The organism is Streptomyces sp. NPDC002926 (assembly GCF_053591755.1).
In genome coordinates this window covers 117,887-140,506 of the sequence record NZ_JBSFUK010000009.1, presented here as the reverse complement: position 1 = coordinate 140,506, position 22,620 = coordinate 117,887, and the positions used below count along the sequence as shown (strand labels likewise).

General features: G+C 69.2%; 21 protein-coding genes and 1 pseudogene. 7 read left to right on the top strand and 15 right to left on the bottom strand.

The annotated features are described in order from the left end of the window. From ACWDZ6_RS17515 to ACWDZ6_RS17485, 7 genes and pseudogenes are all read right to left on the bottom strand, one after another. On the bottom strand, positions 1-867 hold the full coding sequence (locus ACWDZ6_RS17515) for a phosphatidylinositol-specific phospholipase C/glycerophosphodiester phosphodiesterase family protein (protein ID WP_451503622.1): 867 nt from the start codon (positions 865-867) through the stop codon (positions 1-3). Positions 868-1,235: 368 nt separating this feature from the next. Next, on the bottom strand, positions 1,236-2,333 hold the full coding sequence (locus ACWDZ6_RS17510; RefSeq protein ID WP_451503564.1) for an acyl-CoA dehydrogenase family protein: 1,098 nt from the start codon (positions 2,331-2,333) through the stop codon (positions 1,236-1,238). After that, entirely contained in the window at positions 2,330-3,511 is a 1,182-nt protein-coding gene (locus ACWDZ6_RS17505) for an acyl-CoA dehydrogenase family protein (protein WP_451503563.1), read from the bottom strand. The genes ACWDZ6_RS17510 and ACWDZ6_RS17505 overlap by 4 nt, the downstream gene beginning before the upstream one ends. Then, the gene (locus tag ACWDZ6_RS17500) at positions 3,508-4,476 is read right to left on the bottom strand and encodes an NADPH:quinone oxidoreductase family protein (protein WP_451503562.1); all 969 of its coding nucleotides are present in this window, start codon (positions 4,474-4,476) and stop codon (positions 3,508-3,510) included. Before ACWDZ6_RS17500 ends, ACWDZ6_RS17505 begins: the two co-directional genes overlap by 4 nt. Before the next feature lie 181 nt (positions 4,477-4,657). Continuing rightward, entirely contained in the window at positions 4,658-5,392 is a 735-nt protein-coding gene (locus ACWDZ6_RS17495) for a PIG-L deacetylase family protein (RefSeq protein WP_451503561.1), read from the bottom strand. A gap of 28 nt (positions 5,393-5,420) precedes the next feature. Then, on the bottom strand, positions 5,421-6,719 hold the full coding sequence (locus ACWDZ6_RS17490; protein ID WP_451503560.1) for an alpha/beta fold hydrolase: 1,299 nt from the start codon (positions 6,717-6,719) through the stop codon (positions 5,421-5,423). 81 nt (positions 6,720-6,800) lie between these two features. Further along, a pseudogene (locus ACWDZ6_RS17485) lies at positions 6,801-7,248 on the bottom strand (cellulase family glycosylhydrolase); the annotation flags it as partial. Positions 7,249-7,322: 74 nt separating this feature from the next. Here ACWDZ6_RS17485 and ACWDZ6_RS17480 point away from each other — a divergent pair. Both ACWDZ6_RS17480 and ACWDZ6_RS17475 read left to right on the top strand, forming a co-directional pair. After that, on the top strand, positions 7,323-8,456 hold the full coding sequence (locus tag ACWDZ6_RS17480) for a hypothetical protein (RefSeq protein WP_451503621.1): 1,134 nt from the start codon (positions 7,323-7,325) through the stop codon (positions 8,454-8,456). Positions 8,457-8,875: 419 nt separating this feature from the next. Then, complete coding sequence (locus ACWDZ6_RS17475; RefSeq protein WP_351445893.1) at positions 8,876-9,280, top strand: SseB family protein; 405 nt, start codon at positions 8,876-8,878, stop codon at positions 9,278-9,280. 68 nt (positions 9,281-9,348) lie between these two features. Here ACWDZ6_RS17475 and ACWDZ6_RS17470 read toward each other — a convergent pair whose 3' ends face one another. After that, complete coding sequence (locus ACWDZ6_RS17470; protein ID WP_351445891.1) at positions 9,349-9,768, bottom strand: CBS domain-containing protein; 420 nt, start codon at positions 9,766-9,768, stop codon at positions 9,349-9,351. Positions 9,769-10,114: 346 nt separating this feature from the next. On the opposite strand from ACWDZ6_RS17470, the gene ACWDZ6_RS17465 reads away from it, so the two are divergent. After that, the gene (locus tag ACWDZ6_RS17465) at positions 10,115-10,291 is read left to right on the top strand and encodes a CsbD family protein (protein ID WP_451503559.1); all 177 of its coding nucleotides are present in this window, start codon (positions 10,115-10,117) and stop codon (positions 10,289-10,291) included. Positions 10,292-10,422: 131 nt separating this feature from the next. On the opposite strand, the gene ACWDZ6_RS17460 is transcribed toward ACWDZ6_RS17465, so the two are convergent. From ACWDZ6_RS17460 to ACWDZ6_RS17450, 3 genes are all read right to left on the bottom strand, one after another. After that, positions 10,423-11,064, bottom strand: a complete 642-nt coding sequence (locus ACWDZ6_RS17460) for a uracil-DNA glycosylase (RefSeq protein WP_451503558.1) — start codon at positions 11,062-11,064, stop codon at positions 10,423-10,425. 146 nt (positions 11,065-11,210) lie between these two features. Next, positions 11,211-12,002: a SigB/SigF/SigG family RNA polymerase sigma factor gene (locus tag ACWDZ6_RS17455; protein ID WP_451503557.1), complete on the bottom strand. Its 792-nt coding sequence runs from the start codon at positions 12,000-12,002 to the stop codon at positions 11,211-11,213. 558 nt (positions 12,003-12,560) lie between these two features. After that, complete coding sequence (locus ACWDZ6_RS17450; RefSeq protein ID WP_351445885.1) at positions 12,561-12,911, bottom strand: PRC-barrel domain containing protein; 351 nt, start codon at positions 12,909-12,911, stop codon at positions 12,561-12,563. 526 nt (positions 12,912-13,437) lie between these two features. Between ACWDZ6_RS17450 and ACWDZ6_RS17445 the strand changes: the two genes are divergently transcribed. Next, the gene (locus ACWDZ6_RS17445) at positions 13,438-14,001 is read left to right on the top strand and encodes a ferritin-like domain-containing protein (protein WP_451503556.1); all 564 of its coding nucleotides are present in this window, start codon (positions 13,438-13,440) and stop codon (positions 13,999-14,001) included. A gap of 108 nt (positions 14,002-14,109) precedes the next feature. Here ACWDZ6_RS17445 and ACWDZ6_RS17440 read toward each other — a convergent pair whose 3' ends face one another. Beyond that, positions 14,110-15,564 carry an ATP-binding protein gene (locus tag ACWDZ6_RS17440; RefSeq protein ID WP_451503555.1) on the bottom strand — a complete coding sequence of 485 codons (1,455 nt, stop codon included), beginning with the start codon at positions 15,562-15,564 and terminating at the stop codon, positions 14,110-14,112. Continuing rightward, positions 15,561-16,397, bottom strand: coding sequence for a response regulator transcription factor (locus tag ACWDZ6_RS17435; RefSeq protein WP_451503554.1), 837 nt, complete (start codon positions 16,395-16,397; stop codon positions 15,561-15,563). The genes ACWDZ6_RS17440 and ACWDZ6_RS17435 overlap by 4 nt, the downstream gene beginning before the upstream one ends. A gap of 260 nt (positions 16,398-16,657) precedes the next feature. Here ACWDZ6_RS17435 and ACWDZ6_RS17430 point away from each other — a divergent pair, with 260 nt between their 5' ends. Beyond that, entirely contained in the window at positions 16,658-17,296 is a 639-nt protein-coding gene (locus ACWDZ6_RS17430) for a carbonic anhydrase (protein WP_451503553.1), read from the top strand. Then, the gene (locus tag ACWDZ6_RS17425) at positions 17,290-19,245 is read left to right on the top strand and encodes a SulP family inorganic anion transporter (protein ID WP_451503552.1); all 1,956 of its coding nucleotides are present in this window, start codon (positions 17,290-17,292) and stop codon (positions 19,243-19,245) included. The genes ACWDZ6_RS17430 and ACWDZ6_RS17425 overlap by 7 nt, the downstream gene beginning before the upstream one ends. A 188-nt stretch (positions 19,246-19,433) precedes the next feature. Here ACWDZ6_RS17425 and ACWDZ6_RS17420 read toward each other — a convergent pair whose 3' ends face one another. Together ACWDZ6_RS17420 and ACWDZ6_RS17415 are read right to left on the bottom strand one after the other, a co-directional pair. After that, entirely contained in the window at positions 19,434-19,946 is a 513-nt protein-coding gene (locus ACWDZ6_RS17420) for a hypothetical protein (RefSeq protein ID WP_366729781.1), read from the bottom strand. A 10-nt stretch (positions 19,947-19,956) separates the two neighbouring features. After that, the gene (locus ACWDZ6_RS17415) at positions 19,957-20,514 is read right to left on the bottom strand and encodes a hypothetical protein (protein ID WP_451503551.1); all 558 of its coding nucleotides are present in this window, start codon (positions 20,512-20,514) and stop codon (positions 19,957-19,959) included. Between the two features lie 715 nt (positions 20,515-21,229). Here ACWDZ6_RS17415 and ACWDZ6_RS17410 point away from each other — a divergent pair. Beyond that, complete coding sequence (locus ACWDZ6_RS17410) at positions 21,230-22,582, top strand: beta-ketoacyl synthase N-terminal-like domain-containing protein (protein ID WP_451503550.1); 1,353 nt, start codon at positions 21,230-21,232, stop codon at positions 22,580-22,582. The last annotated feature ends 38 nt before the right edge of the window (positions 22,583-22,620 follow it).

Here is a 22,620-nt window from a genome sequence, read left to right as displayed (position 1 = left end):
CTACCGGCCCCGGGCGCGGAGGAAGCGCTCGAGCGCGGCCAGATCGTCCGTATTGATGTGGTCGACACGGGCGGCGAGCAGCTCGGTCCACACAGCGTCGCGGTCCGGACCGGCCACGTCGGGCGTCGCCCAGAACCGGACGCGCTGCCCGTGGTCATGGGCGTCGGCGACGATCGAGTGCAGCTTCTGCCGCTCGGCGGCCGGGAATCGGCCGGTGCCCAGCCAGCTGAAGCTCTGCGTCCAGTTGCTGGAGATCAGCGGGACGAAGGAGGCGGGGGCGGAGGTGCCGAGGTCCTCGAGGCGGCCGTCGTAGAAGGCGTACCGTACGCGCTGTGCCTCCATGGGTACGCGGGCGGCGCGGTCGCCGGAGATGACCGGGGTGACAGCGCCGAGGCGGACATGGCCGTAGGCGCAGGTGCTGAGCATCCGCCGGTAGTGACGCAGCTGACGGTCGAGTTCCAGATAGGCGGCGGCGCCGTCCGTCTTGATGTCGACCAGCAGTTGGACCGGCCGCCGGTAACCGCGGTACACGGAACCATGGTTGGCCTTCACCCGGGTCAGCAGCGGGTCGAGGTAGAGCGAGCGCAGAGTGCGGGTCGGGTCGAGGTCCGCCGGCTCATGGGCGACGAGCAGCTCGCCGTTCACCAGGAAGACGTCGGCCTCCACGCTGGTGAAGCCGTGTGACAGGGCGTCGTGGAGGGGCCGTTCATGCAGGTAGTCGTTGTGGGCGTGGGCCCGGCGGAGCGGCTGCGGGCCGGTGCGCCCGCCGTGCTTCTCGGCGGCCCGCGCCTGCGCGGGCACGGCGACGGCGCCGGCCAGCGCGGCGGCGAGGGTGGTGACGGCTCTGCGACGGGTGGTCAGCACGATGGTGCCTCCGGGCTCTGCGGGTCGGGAGGGACATCGGTGAGTATCCGCCCGGGGCAGCCCAAGTGGCAGAGCAGCGCGAAGAGTTCGGCCACCCGTCACCTACTGCTCAGCGTGGCCTCGGAGTGCGGGAACTCGTCGTCCAGCGGCCGGGTCGTCCCGGCCCGCGTTGTCGCCAACGGGTCGGGGGCGTGGCGGAGCCGGGTGGTGAACGGCGGGATCTCGTCGGGCGCCTGCAGTGACGGGCGGCGCGGGCCGTCCCATTGCGCCGCTCACGCGGAGTGGAGTTCCGGCAGCATCGAGCAGGCCGCCGCGCCGATGGTCGGCGCGGCGGCCCGAGTTGCCGTGAACAGTGCCTGGGTGCCGGCCCCCTACGGAGCCTGCAGGTCGACCAGTGCGGCCAGCGCCTCCTTGTGACGGCCCGGCGTGCCCAGGGCGATCTCGTCGGACTTGGCGCGCTTGAGGTACAGATGCGCGGGGTGTTCCCACGTCATACCGATACCGGCGTGCAGCTGGACGCACTCCTCGGCCGCGCGCACGGCCACCCGGGAGCAGTATGTCTGCGCGACGGCCACCGCGAGGGCGGCGTCGGAGCTGTCCGTGGCGAGGGCGTCCGCCGCGTTACGGGCCGCGGCACGGGCCGAGACGACCTCGAGCCACACCTGAGCCATGCGGTGCTTGAGCGCCTGGAACGAACCGACGGGCCGGTTGAACTGGTGACGCTCGCGGGTGTGACGGACTGTCTCCTCCAGGCACCACTCTGCGAGTCCGAGCTGCTCGGAGGCGAGCAGCCCGGCCCCGGCGAGCAGTCCGCGGCGTACGGCCTTCTCAGCGGTCTCGGCGTCCGCAAGGTGGGTAGCGGCGGCCATGTCGTCGAGGGTGACGGCGGCGAGCGGACGGGTCAGGTCGAGCGGGGTCAGCGCCTCGACGGTGACGTTCGCCGTCTCGACCGCGTACAGACCGTCGGTCCGGAGCACGAGGAGGACATCGGCGACGGCCGCATCCGCCACACCGGTGATCCTGGGTTCGCCGACCGGGAGGTGTCCGTCGTGCGACGCCGACAGCGGCACGGCGAGTACGGCGGTCCTGCGGCCGGCCGCCAGCTCGGTGAGCAGCCCGGCGACGGCCTCCGTCTGCGTGTCGAGCGCGAGGAGCGTCTCGGTGGCGATGACGGAGCTGGTGAGATACGGCGCGGGGGCGACGCTGCGGCCCAGCTCCTCCAGTACCACGGCGGCCTCGCGGTGGCTCGCACCGTGCCCGCCGAGCTTCTCGGGTACGAGGAGTCCGGCCGCGCCGATGCCCCCGGCGAGCGCTTTCCAGAGCTCGGGGTCGTACGGCGTACCGGACTCGGCGCGCACCAGGACGGACGTCGTATCGCTGCGGTCGGCGAGCAGGGAACGTACGGCTGCACGCAGGTCGTCCTCGGCCTCGGAGTACAGCAGATCGGGCTGTGTGGACTGAGTCGTCATCGGGCCAGGTCCTTCCAGGCGACGTCCTTGTCGTTGCGCGGCTCGGAGGGAAGCCCGAGGACACGTTCGGCGACGATGTTCAGCAGCACTTCGCTGGTGCCGCCCTCGATGGAGTTGCCCTTCGAGCGGAGGTAGCGGTATCCGGCGTCGCGCCCGGTGAAGTCGACGAAATCGGGACGGCTCATGGTCCAGTCGTCGTACAAGAGGCCTTCCTCGCCGAGGAGTTCGACCTCGAGGCCGCTGATCTCCTGGTTGAGACGGGCGAAGGCGAGCTTCATTCCGCTGCCTTCGGGGCCCGGCTGGCCGGCGGCGAGCTGCTGGCGCAGCCGCTCTCCCGCCAGCCTGGCGACCTCCGCCTCGACCCAGAGCGTCAGCAGCCGCTGGTGCAGATCGTGGTTGCGCAGCTCGGGGCGTTCGCGCCAGGTCTGCGCGATCGGGCCGATCATGCCGCCCTCGCGCGGGAGGCGGCTGCCGCCGATGGAGACCCGCTCGTTCATCAGGGTGGTCTGTGCGACCTTCCAGCCCTCGCCGACCTCGCCGAGGCGGTGTGCGTCGGGGATTCGCACATTGGTCAGGAAGACCTCGTTGAACTCCGCCTCACCGGTGATCTGGCGCAGCGGCCGCACCTCGACACCCGGGTCGGTCATGTCGCAGATGAAGTAGGTGATGCCCCGGTGCTTGGGCAGATCCGGGTCGGTGCGGGCGATCAGGATCGCCCAGCGGGCCACATGGGCGCTGGACGTCCACACCTTCTGGCCGTTGATGACCCAGTCGTCGCCGTCCCGTACGGCCCGGGTGCCGAGGGCCGCGAGGTCGGAGCCCGCGCCCGGCTCGCTGAACAGCTGGCACCAGACCTCCTCGCCGACCCACAGAGGACGGAGGAAGCGCTGCTTCACCTCTTCGGAGCCGTACTTGAGGATGGTCGGCGCGGCCATGCCGAGGCCGATGCCGATACGGCGCGGGTCGTTGTCCGGCGCGCCCGCAGCCGTCAGCTCGGCGTCGACGGCGGTCTGCAGCGTCCGCGGGGCGTCGAGTCCGCCGAGGCCCTCGGGGTAGTGCACCCAGGCGAGGCCCGCGTCGAAGCGTGCCTTCAGGAAGTCGGTGCGGTCCGTGCCGGCCGGCGGGTGCGCGGCCAGCAACTCCTTGGTGCGGTTGCGCATATCCGTGGCGTCCTTCATCGGGCTTCTCCCTCCGGGATGACGACCAGGCGGCCCGTGGTCGTGCCGTCCGCGACGCGCTGGACGGCGCCCGCGGCGTCCTTCATGGCGACGCGATCGCTGATCAGCGGCTTGATCACGCCCTGCGCCGCGAGCTTGGTCAGCTCCTCGTGGCAGTCGCGGATCGCGCTCGGCTCCCTCGTGTTGTAGAGGCCCCAGTGGAGGCCGACGATCGAGTAGTTCTTCACCAGGGCGTGGTTGAGGGCCGGGGTGGGGATCGAGCCGCTGGCGAAGCCGACGATCACGATCCGGCCCTCGAAGGCGATGCACTTCACGGACTTGGCGTAGGCGTCACCGCCGACCGGGTCGTAGACGACGTCCGCGCCGCGGCCGCCGGTCGCTTCCTTCACCGCCGCGACGATGTCGTCCTCGCGGCGGTCGATGACGACATCGCAGCCGAGGTCACTGGCCGTGCGCGCCTTCTCCGCGCCGCCCACGACACCGATCACCCGCGCACCGGCCGCCTTGCCGAGCTGGACGGCGGCGCTGCCGACGCCGCCCGCCGCCGCGTGCACAAGCAGCGTCTCGCCCGCCTGGAGGTGCGCACGGCGGTGCAGTCCGAACCAGCCCGTCTGGTAGCCGATGTGCAGTGCGGCCGCCTCGGCATCGTCCAGGGCTTCGGGTGCGGGCAGCACCGCCGCCGCGTCGGCGACGACGTACTCGGCGAGTCCGCCGTTCGGCAGTGCGGGGTTGGCGATCACCCGGCGGCCGTCCTCGGTCTCACCGCAGATCTCCACACCCGGCGTGAACGGCAGCGGCGGCCTGATCTGGTACTGACCGCGGCAGAGCAGCGCGTCGGGAAAGTTGATGTTCGCGGCGCGGACCTTCAGCAGCAGCTGCCCCTCGCCCGGCGTGGGCCGGTCCACCTCTTCGAGCCGCATCACCTCGCTCGGCTCACCGTTCCGGTGCACTCGCCATGCCTGCATTTCGGGGCCTCCACAAACCGTAGGCGGTACTGCGCTCCATCGCATACTAAGCGGTCGCTTGTCTCTGCGGAAGACCCGGTCGGCCGCGCTCGGTCCGGTTCGCACAGGCGGCCGCTCGCCCTGCGGGCCGGACAAGATCGAAGCCGGTCCGTACGAGCCGGGGCCGGGCGCGATGCGGCGTTCAGCGCGGGAACAGCTCGAAGGTGACGGCGGGGCGGCCGCCGAAGCGCTCTGCCGCAGCCTGGGCGCTCGTGGTGAGGAAGCTGCGGCAGTACGTCTCCGGGTCCTGGTCGGTCAGCACCTCGATATAGCTGCGGTGCTCCAGCAGCGAGAGTACGGAGCGCTCCAGGCCGGGCGTCGCGTCGACCGCGTGCGTGGGCGCCGTGGAGCCCGCGACGGCCACCCAGCGCACCCCGCTCCACGGCTCGAGGCCCTGCTCGGCGATGAGTTCGGGGAAGATCCAGCGGTTTCCCGCGTCAGCTGCCGCGTCCAGCGTGGCCCGGCCCACCGCCCGGTGGTCGGGGGTGTTCCAGGCGGTGCCGCCCCAGGTGTCGCGGTGGTTGAGGGTGATGACCAGCTCGGGCCGGTGGCGCCGGATGGCCGCCGCGATGTCCCGGCGCAGCCCCGTCCCGTACTCGATCACGCCGTCCTTGTGGTCCAGGAACTCCACGGTGGAGACGCCGACGACGGCCGCGCTCGCCCGCTGCTCCCGCTCGCGCAGCGGGGCGCACTCGGCGGGCTCCATGGTGTCGATACCGGCCTCGCCGCGACTGGCCAGGAGGTAGGAGACCTCACGTCCGCCGTCGGTCCAGCCGGCGACGGCCGCGGCGCAGCCGTACTCGAGATCGTCGGGGTGGGCGACGACGGCGAGCGCGCGCTGCCAGTCGTCGGGCATGGGTTCCAGCTGCTCGGTCATGGGCGCAGGATACGGCGCTGAGTGTGCGTCAGAGCTCCGCGCGGGCGAGGGAGAGCAGCCGGTCCAGGACGCGCGGACCGCTCGCCCGCACCCCGTCGTGCTCGTACTCGTCGGTGACCCAGGTGCGCAGTCCGCGGATGGTACGAGCCGTTCGCAGCGAGTGCTCCGTGTCGACATACATGTCGTCGTGATAGATGGCCGCGGCGACCGGCACACGATTGGCGGCGAGCCGGGCCGGGTCGTACAGCGGGGTCCAGTCGGTACGCGCGGCGAGAAGCTCGGCGGTCTCGCGCAGCGGGCTCAGCGCCGGGTCAACCTCGAAGTGCCAGGGGTGGACACTCTCCCCGGTGAACATCAGGGGCCCGTCACCCGCCAGGGCTTTGGCGGCGTCGAACTGCGGGAATTCGGCCCGGACTCGTTCGGCCGCCCAGGCGGTCGGCTTCGCGCCCTGGGCGTAGATCGCTTCGTGCAGCACGGCGTACAGCGGATGAGCGGCGTGCGAGAGGGTGGCGAGCACGCTCTCCTGGAACGCGTCGGAGAGTTCGTACCCCGCTCCCGTACGGACGAAGGCGTCCTCCAGCAGATAGTGCAGCTGGTGACTGCCGTCCCCGCCGCCGAGCAGGATGCCGAGTGACTGGAATGCCTCGGGCGTGAGGGTGTAGCCGCCGGGCAGCACGGTCTTGTGCTCAGCGAGGTGGGTGGCGATACGGCGGGCCCGTTCCACGTCCTGCGGGTAGCGGCTGTAATGGGCCTCGGCCTTGCGCTGGATGCGGGGGTACGCGGCCCGGTAGACGTCCTCCACGCCGGCGTCCAGGGAGGGCAGACCGCCGGTGACCAGGACCGTGCGCAGGCCCTCGGGCGCTGTGGAGAGATAGTGCGTGGCGCAGAATCCGCCGAAACTCTGGCCGAGTACGGTCCACGGTGCGCCGCCGGTGAGCCGCGGCCGGATCGTCTCGCAGTCGCGCACGATGCTGTCGGCCCGGAAGTTCGCGAGGTAGCCGGCCTGGGCCTGCGGTCCGCCGCGCAGCGGCAGGGTCTGGCGGTTCAGCGGAGTGGAGCGGCCGGTGCCACGCTGGTCGAGGAGCAGCACCCGGTACTCCTGCACGGCCCGTCCCAGCCAGGCCTGTCTGCCGATGAAGCGGCGGGCGCCGAAGCCGGGTCCGCCCTCCAGATAGACCAGCCACGGCAGATCCGCGCCGGCCCGCGCGCTCGCGACGAACTCGCGGCCGTACAGCTCGAGCTGCTCCCCCGCCGGGTCGGTGTGGTCGAGCGGCACGGTGAAGTGCCGGTCGGTGAGAACGATTCCCGGCTGGCGATAGCTGGTCACTGCTGCTCCTGCTCCTGTCATTCCGCGCCCCCGCCCGCCCATGGGATCACATGGGCGGGCGGGGGACATACGGAGCCGGTGTCAGCCTGTCGGGAAGTCGTCCGGGGTCCTGGTCCGGTCGCGGACCCGGACACCGGCGGCCTCGAGCGGCCCGATGCCTGTCCAGGGACCGTTGGTGTTGCAAGATCCTTCCTCGAAGACGGCGCCGGCACGTTCGTCGTCCGAGTAGTTCCAGTTGGACCAGCTGAGCCTCTTGCGGGCCATCGGATCGATGTACTGCTGGGCCCTGGCGAAGCTGTTCCCGCCGTCGCCGGAAGCTGTTTGGGTGCCGAACTCGGTGACGAACACGGGGAGTCTGTCCGCGGCACGGGAGAGCGTGCCCAAGTACTCGGCGCCGTGCGAGGCGGCGTAGAAGGAACGTGTACATGATGCGGGAGGCCTTGACCGGGTTGTTCACGATCTCCGTCTCGTCCGAGTCCTCGGACACACCGAGGGAGGACCGGGCGCGGGTGCCGACCAGAATCGGGGCCGACCGCACAAAAGCCTTCGGCCAGGGTGTATCGCACCCCGAGGGCAGCTTCGGACACGGCGGCGTCGGCTACGGTGCTGGGTGTGGTGATCAACGGAGGGCACACAGCAGAACCGGGAACCGCGCTGCTCATCGCAGCCGCCCCGGTCGGCAAAGGCCGTCTCATCGACGCGAGTTCGGTGCTGCCCGCGCTCGCCGCCGTACCTCCCAGCGCGCTGACGGGCACGCCGACCGCGACGGTGATCGAGCTCGCCGATCCGCTCGACCCTCAGACCGTGCTCACCCGGATCCGGGCCGCCGCGATCGCGGAAGGGCCGCTGTACCTGTACATCGCCGGGCAACTGCAGCTGGACCGCAGGCAGCGGCTCCTGCATCTCGCGCTCGCACGGACGACGCCGACGACCGTGCGCTACACGGCACTTCCCTGGCACTGGCTCGCGGGCGAACTCGCGGTCCGGCGTCCGGACACCACGACCGTGGTCGTCGATCTGGTCGCCGACCACGAGGCGTGGCAGCACATCGTGACGGAAGGCCTCGCCCTCGGACATGGCGTCCGTCTCTACGGCCGTATCGCGCCGGCGTCACCGCGCCGCGGTACCGCGGTCCCCGCCTATCTGAAGGCGTGTGCGGCGATCTGGCGCAGCGGCGCGCGGCCGGACCGTGCCACGCTGCACGAACAGGCCGCGGCGCGGGTCGGCGCCGACGACGCGCTGCTGCTCACGGTCGGACCTCCGCCGCTCGTGGGCGTCCCCGCCGCGGAGACCGTGGCGGCCGTGGCGGTGGCCGACCCGCATCCGGCGATCCTTGCCGCCGCGCAGGCCGGGCGGCACGGCGAGGCCGCGGCCGCGGCGGCAGCCTGGGAACAGCAGGAGCTACGGACCCACGGCCCCGGCTCGGTGCAGGCCATCCACTGGCTGGAGGTCCGGGCGGATCTCGCCCGGCTCGCCCACGATCCCGGTCTCAGCTGCGAATTGTGGATGGCCGCCGCAGCAGCCCGGCTCACACGCCGGCAGGCCCCGGACGATCCCGATGTCGAAGGGGCGGTCGACCGGGCCCACCACCAGTGGGAGCAGATCCGCGATCTGCCGCGGGCACGCTCACTCGCGCCGGCGCTCGTCAGGCTGCGCCAAAGTGTCCCGGGCCGTCAGCGAGGGGCACTGCAGGTGCTCCAGCGGCGCCTGGAGCACCTGCACGCCGGCCAGGCGTAGCAACCCGAGCGAGAGCGGGACGGGCCGGGACGACGGTCGGAACTGAACCATGTGGCGGGCGGCCTCCGTCTGGCCCACGCTGGGGAGGGAGAGGTCTTCCACTGGCCGCCCGGTCACGCCCCGGAAGCGCTCGCGGACTGTGAGTGCATCCTCTTTCTTCCCGATTTCTTCCCGACAAAGGAGTTCAACGAGGTGATTGATCACATCGAAGCCCAGGTGGGATGACCCATCCCAGCCGGGACCTGTCATGTGATCATTTGAGAATTGTCCTGTTCTTGCACGACTGGTGGAAACCCGCCGCCGAGGGCGCCATGAGCGCACCGAAGGCGCGGGTACGCGAAATGACATCCGCCCGGGTGCCGGGCAACCCTTTCCGCCCGTTCCCGAGCGGCCTGTTGGCCACAACAACGGGATACGTGATGCACAACTCCTCGGACAACACCCCATCCGCGGCTCAGCAGGCATTGCATGCCCTGGCCGAGAACGCTCAGGACGAGACGGCACTGGACACGCTGGCCGACAGCGATGTGCTGATTCCCGTTCCCGGCGACCCGGCCGCCGAGCCGGAATCGGATACCGGAGCCGTGACACTGCCGGTCCTTGAACAGCCTGGCGGTGAAAGCCTGGTACCCGTCTTCACCTCGGAACTGCGCATGGCCGAGCTGCTGCCGTCCATCTCGCGCTACCACCTCGTACCTTTGGGCACACTCGCCGCAGGGTGGCCGACCGGCGACCTGTCACTGACCATCGACGCCAGTTCCCCCGACGCCCTGACCCTCAGCGCCGAGGGCGTACGTACGTTGCTGGCCGGGCGCCACAGCTGAGTTCCCGGGCAGAGCCGGGGACACCGGATCAGGGTCTCCTGGTCCGGGAGCCGGGCCCGGTGCCGTAGTCAGGTGCTGGGTTCGGCCGCACTGATGTCGGCCAGTGCTGACATCCATTCACGCTCGATGGCGAGGTCACCCAGCGTCACCACCCCCACGGGGCGGTCGTCCTCGGTGACGGGCAGTCGCCGCAGGGCGTGCCGGCGCATGAGGCCGAGGGCATCCTCCGGGCTGTCGCCGGGATTGATGCTGATGACTTCGGTGGTGCAGATGTCGTGCACGGTGGTCTCGTCGGGGTCCTTCTGGTCAGCCATGGCACGAACGACCAGATCCCGGTCGGTGATGATGCCGCACAGTCGGCCGTCCTCGACGACGAGGGCATCACCGACATTCTCGTCCCGCATTCGGCGAGCAGTCTCCGTAAGGGAGGTCAGTGGGCCGACGGTGACCGGATGCTTGGTCATGAAGTCGCGTACTCGCTGGGTCATGGCTACCTCCGGAAGGTTGGCCTCGCCCCGCCGGCCGCAACAATTGCGCCAGCACCAGCAGCAGCGGGCGCCACATCGGCTCGGCGACCCACGCCGACACCACAGGCCGCAGAATCGGGTCTCCTCGGTTCCGCTTCAACCCTGGCACTGGGCACGCTGTTCTGCACCCTGTGACGGAGAGGGCAGTCGGGCGCCGCCCACTACAGCGGCGCGGTCCTGGCCTGGTGATCCGCAGCCGCCGGAAGCAAGCTCACCGAACGTTACTGTTCGCACCCATTTGCGCACTGTGAGCGATGGACGCAAGGTGGTTACGCAGTCCATCACCAAGCGCGAAAGGACAACTGTCATGGGTAAGGCAAAGGCCAAGGCCAAGCAGGTCAAGGGCAGGATGAAGGAAACCGCCGGCAAGACCATGAACGACCGAGGCATACAGGCGGAAGGCCGTGGCGAGCGGATGGCGGGCAAGAGCCAGGAAGCCGCGGAGAAGGCTGCCGAGCGGATGAACAAGCCGTCCGGGCTGTAGCCAGGACTACTGCAAGGGGCTGGGCATGGGGCGGCGAGCCTCGGCCCAGCCCCCTTGTTCGCCGCCAAGGCGGCGGGCGGTACCCCGAGTTCCGTGGTCACCCCGTCTGACCTGGCGCCGAATGGGCGACATCACTCAGGCAGAGCGGGGGCCCGTTGATCCAGGCCGCTGACGGTGGAGGCCCGGCGGAAGACGTCGACGAGCATGGGGAGGGTGATCCGCCCCGTCGAAGTGTTGCGTCGGCTCGGGTGGTAGCAGCCGATCAGATGCAGTTCCTTCTTCGCGCCGCTGCCGGGCAGGGTCACCTCGGCACCGTGCCCGAAGACGGGCCGTGGACGCGGCAGTTGCCACCCCGCGTCGCCGAGCACGGGCAGCAGCGCGTGCCAGCCGAAGGCGCCGAGGACGACCACCGCGCGCAGGCCGGGGCCGAGGAGTTCCAGCTCGGCCGCGAGCCACGGCCGGCAGGTGTCACGCTCCGCCGGAGTGGGCTTGTTCTGCGGCGGAGCGCAGTGTACGGGCGCCGTGACACGGACTCCTCGCAGCTCCAGGCCGTCACCGCGGTGCGTGGAATTCGGCTGCGAGGCGAGACCGACGGCGTGCAGAGCGGCGAAAAGGATGTCGCCGGAGGCATCGCCGGTGAACATCCGGCCGGTCCGGTTGCCGCCGTGGGCGGCCGGGGCCAGACCGACGACGGCCAGCGCCGCGTCCGGCGGCCCGAATCCCGGCACCGGCCTGCCCCAGTACTCCCAGTCCTGGAAGGCCGCACGCTTCATGGCGGCGACCTCCTCGCGCCAGTCCACCAGCCTGGGGCATGCCCGGCACTGGACCACGTGCGCGTCCAGCTCGCCCAGTTCCCCGCAGCGGGACGCGCTGCGCGCGGGAAAGTCGGCCCCAGCAGGACTCGGCGGTGAGCCTCCCACTAGGCGGCGTCCTGCATCACAGCGTCGCGCAGTTGGCTACAACTGCGGCTGATCAGGCGGGACACATGCATCTGCGAGATACCGGCCTTCTCCGCGATCCTGCTCTGCGTCATGTCCTCGAAGAACCGCAAGTAGAGGATCTCCCGTTCGCGTGCGGGCAGTTGCCGCAGCCGCGGCCTGATCGCCTCCCGGTCGACGACAACATCGAGTGCGGGGTCGAGGCCACCGAGGGAGTCGCCGAGGCTGTAGCCGTCCTCGCTCCCCCGTTGTTCCGCGTCGAGGGAGAGCGCGGTGAAACTGTCGAGCGCCTCAAGACCGGACAGCGCTTCCTCTTCCGTCATGGCGGCCTGCTCGGCGATCTCGGCGACAGTCGGCGCGCGGCCGGCGACCGACACAGTGAGCTCCTGCTGTGCGGTCCGTACCCGATTGCGCAGATCCTGGACACGACGCGGGACATGCACGGTCCACATGTAGTCGCGGAAGTGCCGCTTTATCTCGCCGGTAATGGTCGGCACGGCGTAGCTGGCGAAGGCGGTCCCGCGTTCCGGATCGTAGCGGTCCACGGCTTTCACCAGGCCCAGCGCGGCCACCTGCCGCAGGTCGTCGAGACTCTCACCGCGGCTGCGGAACCGGCCGGCGAGCCGGTCCGACATGGGGAGCCACGCGGTCACCACCTCTTGGCGCAGCTTCTCTCGTTCGTCTCCCGGCGGCAGCCCGGCCAGCCGGGTGAACGCGGCGGCGGTGTCGGGTGCGTCGTCGTGCGGGTGCTTCCTGGCTTCCTGAGTGCGCATGATGCGTTTCAGTTCCCTTGACGGTACTGACGGAAGTTGGTCGATCCCTCGGGAGTCCGGATCGCACGGGGACGGACCCACACCTGGGGCGTCGAGGCGCTCCCCGGGAGTGCCTCCGGTCCGAAGCACATAAAGCACGTGCCCGCCGCCCAATTGGCCAAACGCATGGTCCTGGAGAATTCGTCAAGGCCTTTCGGGACCGTCGATTTCCACCGAGTCGCCGGCCCCGATCCATGCGTCCACGTTGCGCCGCGTCATCCGCAACGCGACATCCGCCGAATCAGGGTGGATATGGGTGACGGCGTCATCTGTAATGCTCACTTTCAGGTGACGTATATCAGCGATCGCACCCCGACCTCAATTCCCGGTCACTACCAGCCTGACCTCGGGAGCCCGCCCACGCAACATACGCGTACCACCGTCCCCTCCCCGATCACATCGTGGGCACGAAGACGACATCGTGAGCACGAAGAGGCAGCGCGCCGACCTGAGGGTTCCGCAGCGAGGTGGGGCCCGCCGGAGGTCCCCGGCGGGCCCCACCTCGGTATCCCCGTACGGTCAGGCGCGGTGACTGCCGTAGTAACCACCGATCTGTTCGAGGTAGCCCGGGTCGCCGGTGTGCTTCTCCTTGTCGAACTCGGGCGCGTCCTTGATCTGGGCCTTGGTGCGGCCGACGTAGATCGTCTCGGCGGCCGTGTCGACACGGATGACCGTGCCGGCAGGCAACAGCACGTGCTTGCCGAAGATCCACGGCCCGGTGTCGACGACAAGGTAGGCGGATCCGACCTCGTCGGAGTGCTTGTCGACCTTGCCGATGCTTCCGTCGGTTGCCTCGACCTTGAACCCGGCCAGAGTGGTGCCGGCGGTGTAACCGCTCGTCGGCTGGTAACCCCAGATGTTCTCGCTCATGAAATGACTCCTCATCGACTGCGGACGGCGAGGAAAACAGTGACCATTTTCCCGCGACTGTCACCCTCGACCTGCCGAGTGCCCCGGTCCGCTTTCGTTACACACCTTGATCGTAAAATGTCCTGCCGCGTCGGCGGGATTCAGCCGCTGAGTGACACGTGGGATTCGAGCGGGCAGCGCAATGATTTCGGGGCAACCGAAGAACACGGAAGTCGATGAAAATGGTCCCGCTCCGGTTTCGATCGAACCGTCGGCGGCGCACAGCGGCTTCCGATTGACGCTCTCGAGCATGCCTGACACGGCCGAGTCCACCTACCGCAGACCTGGCCGCACGGGCGGCACCGCGCCAGGCAGGATCCGGCCGCTCCGCGCGTCGGCACCGCGGCCGGGCCGGCCGACACCCGCGGGACGCGGCCCAGCGGTGTGCCGAGCGGCTGAACCCTGATGAATTCGTGTGCACGATGACGACCGGCGGGTACCCGTGTCTTGTCCGCACCCCCGTGCGACAAGAAAGGCGTTCTGCACCGTGGCCGACTTCCTCATCGACATCGAGACGATTCGCGCACGCGCCCGCGAGGAGATGAGTAAGGGGCCGGTGACGGACGCGTACGGCGCTGATCTCGCGCGTGTGCTCCAGGTGCTCAATGAAGCGCTGGCCACCGAGATCGTCTGCACCCTGCGCTACAAAAGGCACTACTACACGGCTTCCGGGATCTACTCGGAGCCCGTGGCAGCCGAGTTCCTGGAGCATGCGCAGGAGGAACAGCAGCACGCCGACAAGCTGGCTCAGCGGATCGTGCAGCTGGGCGGCGCGCCGGACTTCAATCCGGACACGCTGACCACGCGGGCCCACGCGGAGTACGACGCCAGTTCCGACCTGATCGAAATGATCAAAGAGGACCTGGTGGCCGAGCGAGTGGCCATCGCGGCGTACACCGAGATCATCCAGTGGCTCGGCGAGGACGACCCCACCACGCGCCGCGTGTTCGAGGACCTGTTGGCGCAGGAGGAAGAGCACGCGGACGATCTCCGTGGACTGCTGGAGCGCATCCCGCCGGACGGTGGCTCCGCGGCGGGCAGGACGCGCTGACCCCACCAGCACGGCTGCCGGTGAACCGTACCGGCGTACGGGTACCGGCCGCCCCGGCCCCACCCCCCGGAGCGGGCCCGGGCAATCGCGTTCGGCAACGGGCCGTACTCACCGCTTCCCCGCAGTCGTACCCGCTCCCACCGCCGGGCGGCGGCGGTGCGGGAGGCTCGGCAAGCCGCTGGAGCGGCGGGGCGTCGCGCGCTGAAGGCGGATGACGGCCCTGAGGCCGCCGCCCGGGGCAGGGAGAAGCAGCGCCTCGCCGCTGCCGGCCAGCGTGAGGCGCTGAACGATGGCGAGGCCGAGGCCGGTGCCACCCTTGGGGGCGCCGGGGGCGCGCCAGAAGCGGTCGAACGCGCGGCCGCGATGTTCGGCGGTCATGCCCGGGCCCTGGTCTTCGACGTGCAGCTCCGCCCCGGCGGCCGAGAGCCACCGGGAGACGGTCACCACGCTGCGCGTGGGAGCGACGCGCAGGGCGTTGGAGAGCAGGTTGTCCAGAATCTGCTCCAGGGCGCCAGGCACCGCGAGGACGGTGCCGACCGGATTGCCCTTGAGGACGAGTCGGACGCCTTCCCGCGTGTACAGCCCGGACCAGGCGAGGGTCCGGTCCCGCAGAACCCGGTCCAGGTCGACGGGTTCGGGCGTGAGCGCGGTCTCCTCCATCAGGGCGAAGGCGAGGAGGCCCTCGACCATTCTGGCCAGCCTGTCCGTCTCGGTCATCGCCGCGTTCAAGTTGCCGCGCACGGTCGGCAGGATGTCGGGTTCCATGTTGTCCAGGCGCAGCCGCAGCGCGGCGAGCGGGGTCTTCAACTGGTGGGACACCTCGCCCGCGAAGGCGCGCTGCGAAGCGAGCAGATGCTCCAGCAGGGCGGCTGTGCGGTTGAAGGTGGCTGCCAGACTGCGTACTTCGGGCGGTCCGGTGGTGACGGAGGCCGGGGTGGCGAGGCTGCCACCGGCCAAGGTGCGTGCGGCGCGCTCCAGTTCGAGGATCGGGCGGCCGATCCAGCGGGCCAGCGCGAAGGCGGCCAAGGCGACAACGGCCAGCACCCCGAGCCCGCCGAGTCCCAGCACCAGCCATACACGGTGGACGTTGCTCGCTATCGCGTCGGTGGGGACGGTGAGGCGTACTGCGCCGTGAAACGTCGCGCCGTGGCGTACCGGCACGGCCACCGACAGCCACTGGACACCGCCGATGGTGGAGGTACGTGCGTTGGCTCCGTCACCACCGAGCAGCGCGGAAGCGATCTCCGGCCGCCGGGCGAGGCCGGCCTGCTGATCGCGGCCCAGCGGGTGCGAGGTGACGAGCAGGGTGCCGCTGCTGTCCACGACCAGGATTCGGCCACCGATGCGCCGAGCGCAGACGCCGACGCGTTCGGCGAGTTCGTCGGGGCGGCCGTAGGTGAGGGAGAGAGCGGCGTAGTCGGCAACCGATTCCGCCTCTTCCGTGGCGGCGTTGGTGGCTCTCTCACGCTCGGCCCGGGTGTAGACATAGCCGAGGGGGAGCTCCAGGCAGATGAGGACGAGGGTCGCGAGGGTCAGATAGCTGAGCAGCAGTCGGCGTGTCATCGGGGCTGTGATTCGGGGTGGTTGGTGTCGCTGCGGGGGCGTACGGCGAGGCGCAGGCCCACCCCGCGCAGGGTTTGGATCCAGGCCGGGTCGCCCAACTTGCGCCGCAGGGTGGCGACATGGACGTCCAGGGTCTTGGTGGGACCGTGGAAGTGCAGATCCCAGACCCGGTCGAGGATCTCCTGACGCGAGTAGACAGCCCCGGGGTCCTCGGCCAGCAGGGCGAGCAGGTCGAACTCCTTGGGGGTGAGGATGATCGGCCTCTCCCCGATCCAGACCTCGCGGGTGCGGCGGTCGACGACCAGCGCCCCGGTCGGGGAGGACTGCGGCGCTGTGCGTCCGGGTTCGGGCGCGGCTTCGGGGCCCTGCCACTCCAGTGCCCCCGAGGCCCGGTCGGGTGCTGTCGCGGGCGGAGCCGCCACAGCCGCTCGGGGTAAGGGCCTGAGACGGTTGGCGGCTTCCGCGGCACCCGACCATGCCGCGGTGCGGCGGGTCACGGCCCGGATGCGTGCGATCAACTCCCGGATGCTGACCGGTTTCGCCAGGTAGTCGTCGGCACCCAGCTCCAGGCCCAGCACCCGGTCGGCCTCCGTACTCCGTGCGGTGAGCATGATGATCGGCACCTCGGAGACCTGACGGATGCCGCGGCAGACGTCGATGCCGTCCATGTCGGGCAGTCCCAGATCGAGCAGGACGATGTCGCCGTAGGGGCCTTGCAGCCCGGCGGCCCCGGTGGACACATGGCTCACCGTCAGGCCGTAGCGGCCGAGGCCCTCCACCAGGGGTTCGGCGATCGTGTCGTCGTCCTCGATGAGCAGGGCCCGCAGTGTCATTGAGTTCCGTCTTCCCGTGAATGCAGAGTAAATCCTGAGTAAATCCTCACGACATGAATTCCCGATAGTCCGCACCCGGGACGATCACCGTACATTGATTGAAATCAACGGCACGCGGGTCCAGGGACATTGGGAGACAGGTCACAGCACCTTGCCCGATTCTGAGGTGGCCCTAGCGTTCCTCTAACCTCCGCCTTGCATCCCCCTCTCTACGGTGTTGAGCCAGGTCCAGGCCACAACCCACCCACTGGGGAGGCACCATGAAGGCTCTGCTCGAACGCGCCCGATCGTTCCGGCGCCGGGTAGATTTCGAAAGCCACACATATCGGAAACTGGCCGAGGGGCAATTTCCGCAGGCACTCTTCATCGCCTGTTCCGATTCCCGTGTCATACCTGCATTGATCACGGGGGCACGGCCCGGTGAAGTCTTCGAAATACGCAATGCGGGCAACATCGTGCCGCCGCACGGACAGCATCTGGTCTCCGGGGAGGCCGCCACGGTCGAGTACGCGCTGGAGGTGCTGGACGTCCGTGACATCGTCGTCTGCGGGCACTCGCACTGCGGCGCGATGGGCGCGCTGTCCTCCGGCAACGACTTCTCCGCACTGCCCCGCGTAGGGGCGTGGCTCGAGGTCGCCAGGCCGGGGCTGGCCCCCGTGCTGGAACGCGAGCCGACCGGTCCGGTCAACTCCACCGGCGAGAGCGAAGATGCGCGCCTGACAGAACTGGCGCAGCTCAACGTGCGGGTACAGCTGGCCGCGCTGCGGGAGTACCCGGCGATCCGGCGAAGGCTGGCGCAGGGCGTGCTGCGGCTGCACGGCTGGTACTACGAGGTGGACACGGGCGAACTCTGGGAACTGAGCGAGGACGGCGACACCTTCCGGGTGCACGCATGCTGAGCCCCGGTCAGGAGCGGGACTCCGGTTACGGCCAGGACCACGGCGGCCGCCGGCGCCAGGGCAGGACCCGAGGCGGCAGGCACCGGGCTCGGCGCTCCGGGCGCGGACCGAGTCCTGCGCAGGCGATGCCGTCCACGCCCGGCATCGCAGGAACGCCTCCGTACGACACCGACGGTTCGTACGACTCGTACGGCAACGCGCCCCCCTCGTACGGAACACCGCCGCCGCAACCACCGGCCCCGCCGGAGCGGCCGCGGCCGCAGGGCGGAAACAAGCGTGAGACCCGTCAGAAGGTGGATCTCGCCACCGAGATCACCGCCTCCTTCGTCGTCTTTCTCGTCGCCCTCCCCCTGTGCATCGGCGTGGCCGTGGCCTCTGGCGCGCCGCCCGAGCTGGGCATCATCTCCGGGGTCGTCGGCGGCCTGGTGGTGGGCATGGCGCGCGGCAGCACGCTTCAGGTGAGCGGCCCCGCGGCCGGTCTGGCGGCACTGGTCGCAGAGGCGGTGCTGGAGCACGGTCTGGCCACGCTCGGAGTGATCGTGCTGGCGTCCGGGGTCCTGCAGATCGGGCTCGGTCTGATCCGGCTGGGCCGGATGTTCCAGGCGATCTCCATCGCCGTGGTGCAGGGCATGCTGGCCGGGATCGGGCTGCCGTTGATGTTCAGCCAGGCGTACCCGCTTGCGGACGCCAAGGCCATCGGCAAACCGGTCGAAAATATCCTGGGCATACCGGAGTTGATCGCGAACACCGCCGCCGATCCGCAGAAGTCGATCGCGGCTGGGCTCGGTCTCGGCACCGTCGTGCTGAGCTTCCTGTGGAAGAAGTTGCCGGGACCGGCGAGGAAGGTGCCGCCCGCGCTGGTCGCCGTGGCGGGCGGTATGGCGGTCGCCGCGCTGCCAGGGGTCCGGATCACCACCCTCCAGGTCGGCAACCTGCTGGCATCCGTACAGATTCCGGGACCGACACAGTTCGCGGCGCTGGCCAGTGGCTCGGTACTGACCACCGTCGTCACCTTCACCATCATCGCCTCGGCGGAGAGCCTGTTCACCGCAGCTGCCGTGGACCGCATGCACACCGGCGAACGCACCCGCTACAACTCCGAGTTGATCGCCCAGGGTGCAGGCAACACCCTCTGCGGCTTCCTCGGCGCGCTCCCGATGACCGCGGTGGTCGCACGCAGCTCGGCCAATGTGCAGGCAGGGGCCAGGACCAGGCTGTCCCGCACGCTGCACGGCCTGTGGCTGCTCTCGTTCGCCCTGCTGCTTCCGAATGTGCTGGCTCTCATCCCGATCTCCGTACTGGCGGGTGTGCTGGTGCACAGCGGCTGGAAGTTGTTCGCACCTGAGGAGTTCCCGAAGATGTGGCGCCAGGACCGCGGCGAGTTCGTGGTGATGACCCTCACCACGGTCGCGATCGTCGCCACCGCCCTGCTCGAAGGCGTACTGGCGGGTCTCGCCGCGGGGATCGTGCTGGCCGCGCTGCGCATGTCACAGACCTCGGTACACACCACCGTGGAGGGCGACACCGCGATATTGGTCATGACGGGCAATGTGACCTTCCTGCGGCTGCCGAAGCTGATCGACGCTCTGGAGACGGTCGCCGCCGCGGGGACGCCGGGAATACGGCTCGATCTGACCGCCGTGGCGCACTGGGACCACGCCTGTCGCAGCCAGGTGGACGAGTTCGTGGCACAGCACCGGGGATCGGACGTACGCGTGGAACTGCTCCGCCCGGACACCCCGAACGCGCCGGCCCCGCCAGGCCCGTCGGCACCCGGGGCGGAGCCGCTGCCCGACAGCAGCCCGGCACATGTGCCGGGGCCGACGGCACAGTGGTTCTACCGCGACCCGACTCCGGTGGAGGACCCATTGACCTCAATGGACTCAATGGACTCGACGGTTTCGACGGGCTCATCGGACGCATACGGGGCCCGGGCGCGTATGCGCTGAGACCCGGTCGACTCAGCCGAGGGCGCCGTCCGCTTCCAGGACGGCGCCCTCGGTGTGCGGCGCGGGTTCGCACCCCGACGAGGCCGGCGGCACGCCTGGGCGATCTCCTCGTTCGTGCACCTGATACGTGTCCGGGGCGCCCTTGTCTCTGTCGAGGACCTGCCGCGGACACACGGGCAGGTGCTTGCTCAATGCTGTCCGAGCAGGCGGCGGAAGAACGACCGATACTGCCGTAGGGCCATACGCAGATCTTCGGTATCCGCTTCCTCGCCCCGCTTCCACTGTCCCTCGAGATCCTGCTTGTGCTGGGCGAACGTCGCGGCCAGTGTCTGCATCACGTCCGCGACCAGGGCGTCGGCCGCATGCACCGCTTCGCGTGGGTCGTCGACGAACCGGTTTTGAATCTCCTGCCAGCGCACGCGGAAGGTCTCTTCGTCCTCCGTCGTCAGGAGCTGCGGTGATTCGTCTTCGGCCGGTCCTGCCGCCTCCTGAGCCGGGGATTCAGCGGGTTCACTTGCCACTGGCGCGGCTTCGCCAGGAAACGAAGGGGCCTGGGACCCGCGTTCGGACTCGGCCCCGCCCCGGTCACGCGGCGCTGCGAGGTCCTCGGTGGACAGGCCGCTCTCGGTGGGTTCCGGTCTGGGTTGGCGTTCCATCTCTCCTCCGTTCGGCCAGTCCATCGCGTCGAAGGTCTTCGGCACCTGGGAGCGGTCAGGCCGGGGCATGACGGGCCTGCCCGCCATCGGTGAGCAACTCGTCGAACAGAACGCGGTAGTGCACCATGGCGCCCCGCAACTGCTCGGTGGTCGCCTCGTGCTTCACTCTGAGCTCATTGACCTCGTGGGCGGCGCGATAGTGCTCGATCGTGCGGCCGTGCTCGACAGAAAGATCGTCGAGTCGCTGCGCCAGGCCCTCGGTCGGGTAGCCGCGCTCGTGCATCAACGAAGTGACCAGCAGGTCCGCGTCGTGCACGGCATCCTCCGGGCGGTCCACGAACTCTCCCTGCACGCTTTCCCAGTCCCGGGCGTACCGATCCCGGACGCTGCTGGGCAGGGGCTTGATGTCCAGTGAGTCGTGGCGCTTCTCGCGTGCGCTCAATTCACGCTCCGCGACGCGCCGACTGCCGGTGTCCTCGACCGTGCGTTCGTACTCCGGGCCGAAACGCTCGCGCAGGTGCCGACGGCGCCGGACGAAAGCGGCTGCCACGGCAAGCACAGCGACAACCACGACGATGGGGATGATGATCGCTAGGAGGGTTCCTGTTGACATCGGACGAACCTCACAAAATGCCGATTAGCCTCTTTTTTAGAATATTTTATTATCGCCACGGTGGCGAGCTGACGGTCCCAGCCGGCCGGGGGCCATCGGGTCCCGGTCGCCACCCGCCCGGAACCCGGCCCCCATGGGAACGCTCCGGCGAAACGGGTGCCGGAGGCGACTACCTACCATCGCGGGAATTCGAGGCAATGCACAACCGCGGCGAGCGCCCCCGAACGCCGCCGGAGCACGCGCCAACCGGGCCGACCGAACTCAGGGGCGGGTTCACCATCTGTCCGCTGGGCAGAAGTAACCAAATCAATAACCTTGTTCAAAGGTTAACTTGACACTCCCGTCACTCAGTTGCACACGCCATCGAGGGAGCGAGGACGGGAAAGCGGAATACGCCGGTGGAGTTCTGGAGCACGTTTGGTCTTTCCAGTGCTTCGAGCGCCGCCTCCTTGGCTCATCGGTATCAGACCTTCCTCGCGATAAGCTGAGTACAGATTCGCAGAATGAACCTTTGGTAGGACTTTCTCAGGTCACGGCGCGTAGGAACACCGGACCGTCCCGCCACCCGCCATGACGAGGCTCCAGATGCGTTCGAGCAGGTCACGGCGGCGAGCCGGGACGCTCCTCGCGCCCCCTGCGCTTTGGGTCCGGACGGACCAAGCCCCAGTAGCGGTGTGGTGATTCGCCATGCCATCCACATGCTCGGAGGTGGGATATGAACGGTCGAGCGGCGGCAGCGCAAAGTGGCGTCGGAGCAAGCGCACGGGATGTCGTGGTGACCGGTATGGGATTCTGCCTGCCGGGTGACGGACGGCCCGTCTTCACCGCGGAAGAGGTCTGGGACATCGCCTCGCACGGACGCTCGTGCCTCTTGCGTGATGGCGTCTACCACGGCCCGGTAAACCTCACGAATGAAATGTTCGAGGAACGTTTGCCCGATTTACCGGGAGTTTTCTCCCGGCACTTCACTGCCGCACATCGATTCGGTCTGATGTCACTGGCAGAGGCGTGCGTGGACGCCGAGTTGAACCTTAATGCCGGGGATCTGGCGGCTTCAGCGATTCTGGCCGGGCGGGGCGGGGTGGACGCCCAAGTACACAGCTATCTGGCGGTATTGGAGGCCGACTCCGAAACGATCACCGCCCGGCAGGCGATGGACTTGTTCATCGGCACCGAATTGGCCGTTTCCCCCTCCGACGTTGCCCTGGTCCAAGGAGCCCTGACCCGCTCAACCGGTCCTTGCTACACGGTGTCCTGCGGCTGTGCCTCGTCAGCCGTCCAGCTGGGAAACGCGCGCCTCATGATTGCCGGCGGCGTGGTGGACATCGCCGTGGTGACCGGCGTCGACGTTTTCAATGTCGGTCTGGTCCGGAACGCGCAGCGCCTGCTCCGTGTCGCCCAACGAGCGAATACGTCGATCGGGCCGATGGGCAAGCCCGCCCTTCTGCCGTCGTTCGATCGCCTCATGCGGCCCTACGACCGGCGCGCGGACTGCGTGAACTACGGCGAGGGTTCAGTGACTTTGATCCTGGAAAGCCGCGACCACGCACACCGGCGCGGTGCGCATGCATACGGCCGGATCCTGGCACAGGCCACGACCCGGGACGGTCTCGCCAACCCGTTGTCGAGCGACGAGAGCGGCTCGGGGCTGGTGGCCGCAGTCCGTAAATGCCTCGGAGACCGGTGGTCCATCGACCAGGTGCCCTACATCCACGGCGGCAGTGACGGTGACGCGCTGGTAACCGCCTTTGAGGTGAACGCGATCAGGCAGCTGTACGGCTCGGCCGCCGCCGATGTCCTCATGACGTCCCAGGAAGGCTGCTTCGGCCACAACGGCGCCCCGGCGGGGTGCCTCGGGGTGGCCCTGACCCTCCTCATGCTCGAACGGGGTGAGGTCTGTCCCACGGCGAATTGCGAGCAGCCGGCTGATGACCTCGTCTTCGACCCGGTTCCTGGTGTGCGTACCCGTGCTCTCGACTTCGACCACGCACTGAACTTCACCTACCAGATCGGCGGCGTGAAGAGCGCGGTCCTGGTGGGAAGCCTGGATGCCGCTCAGCGGTCCTGAGCACTGCACCAGCGCAAGACAACTCCACAACGTCTCTC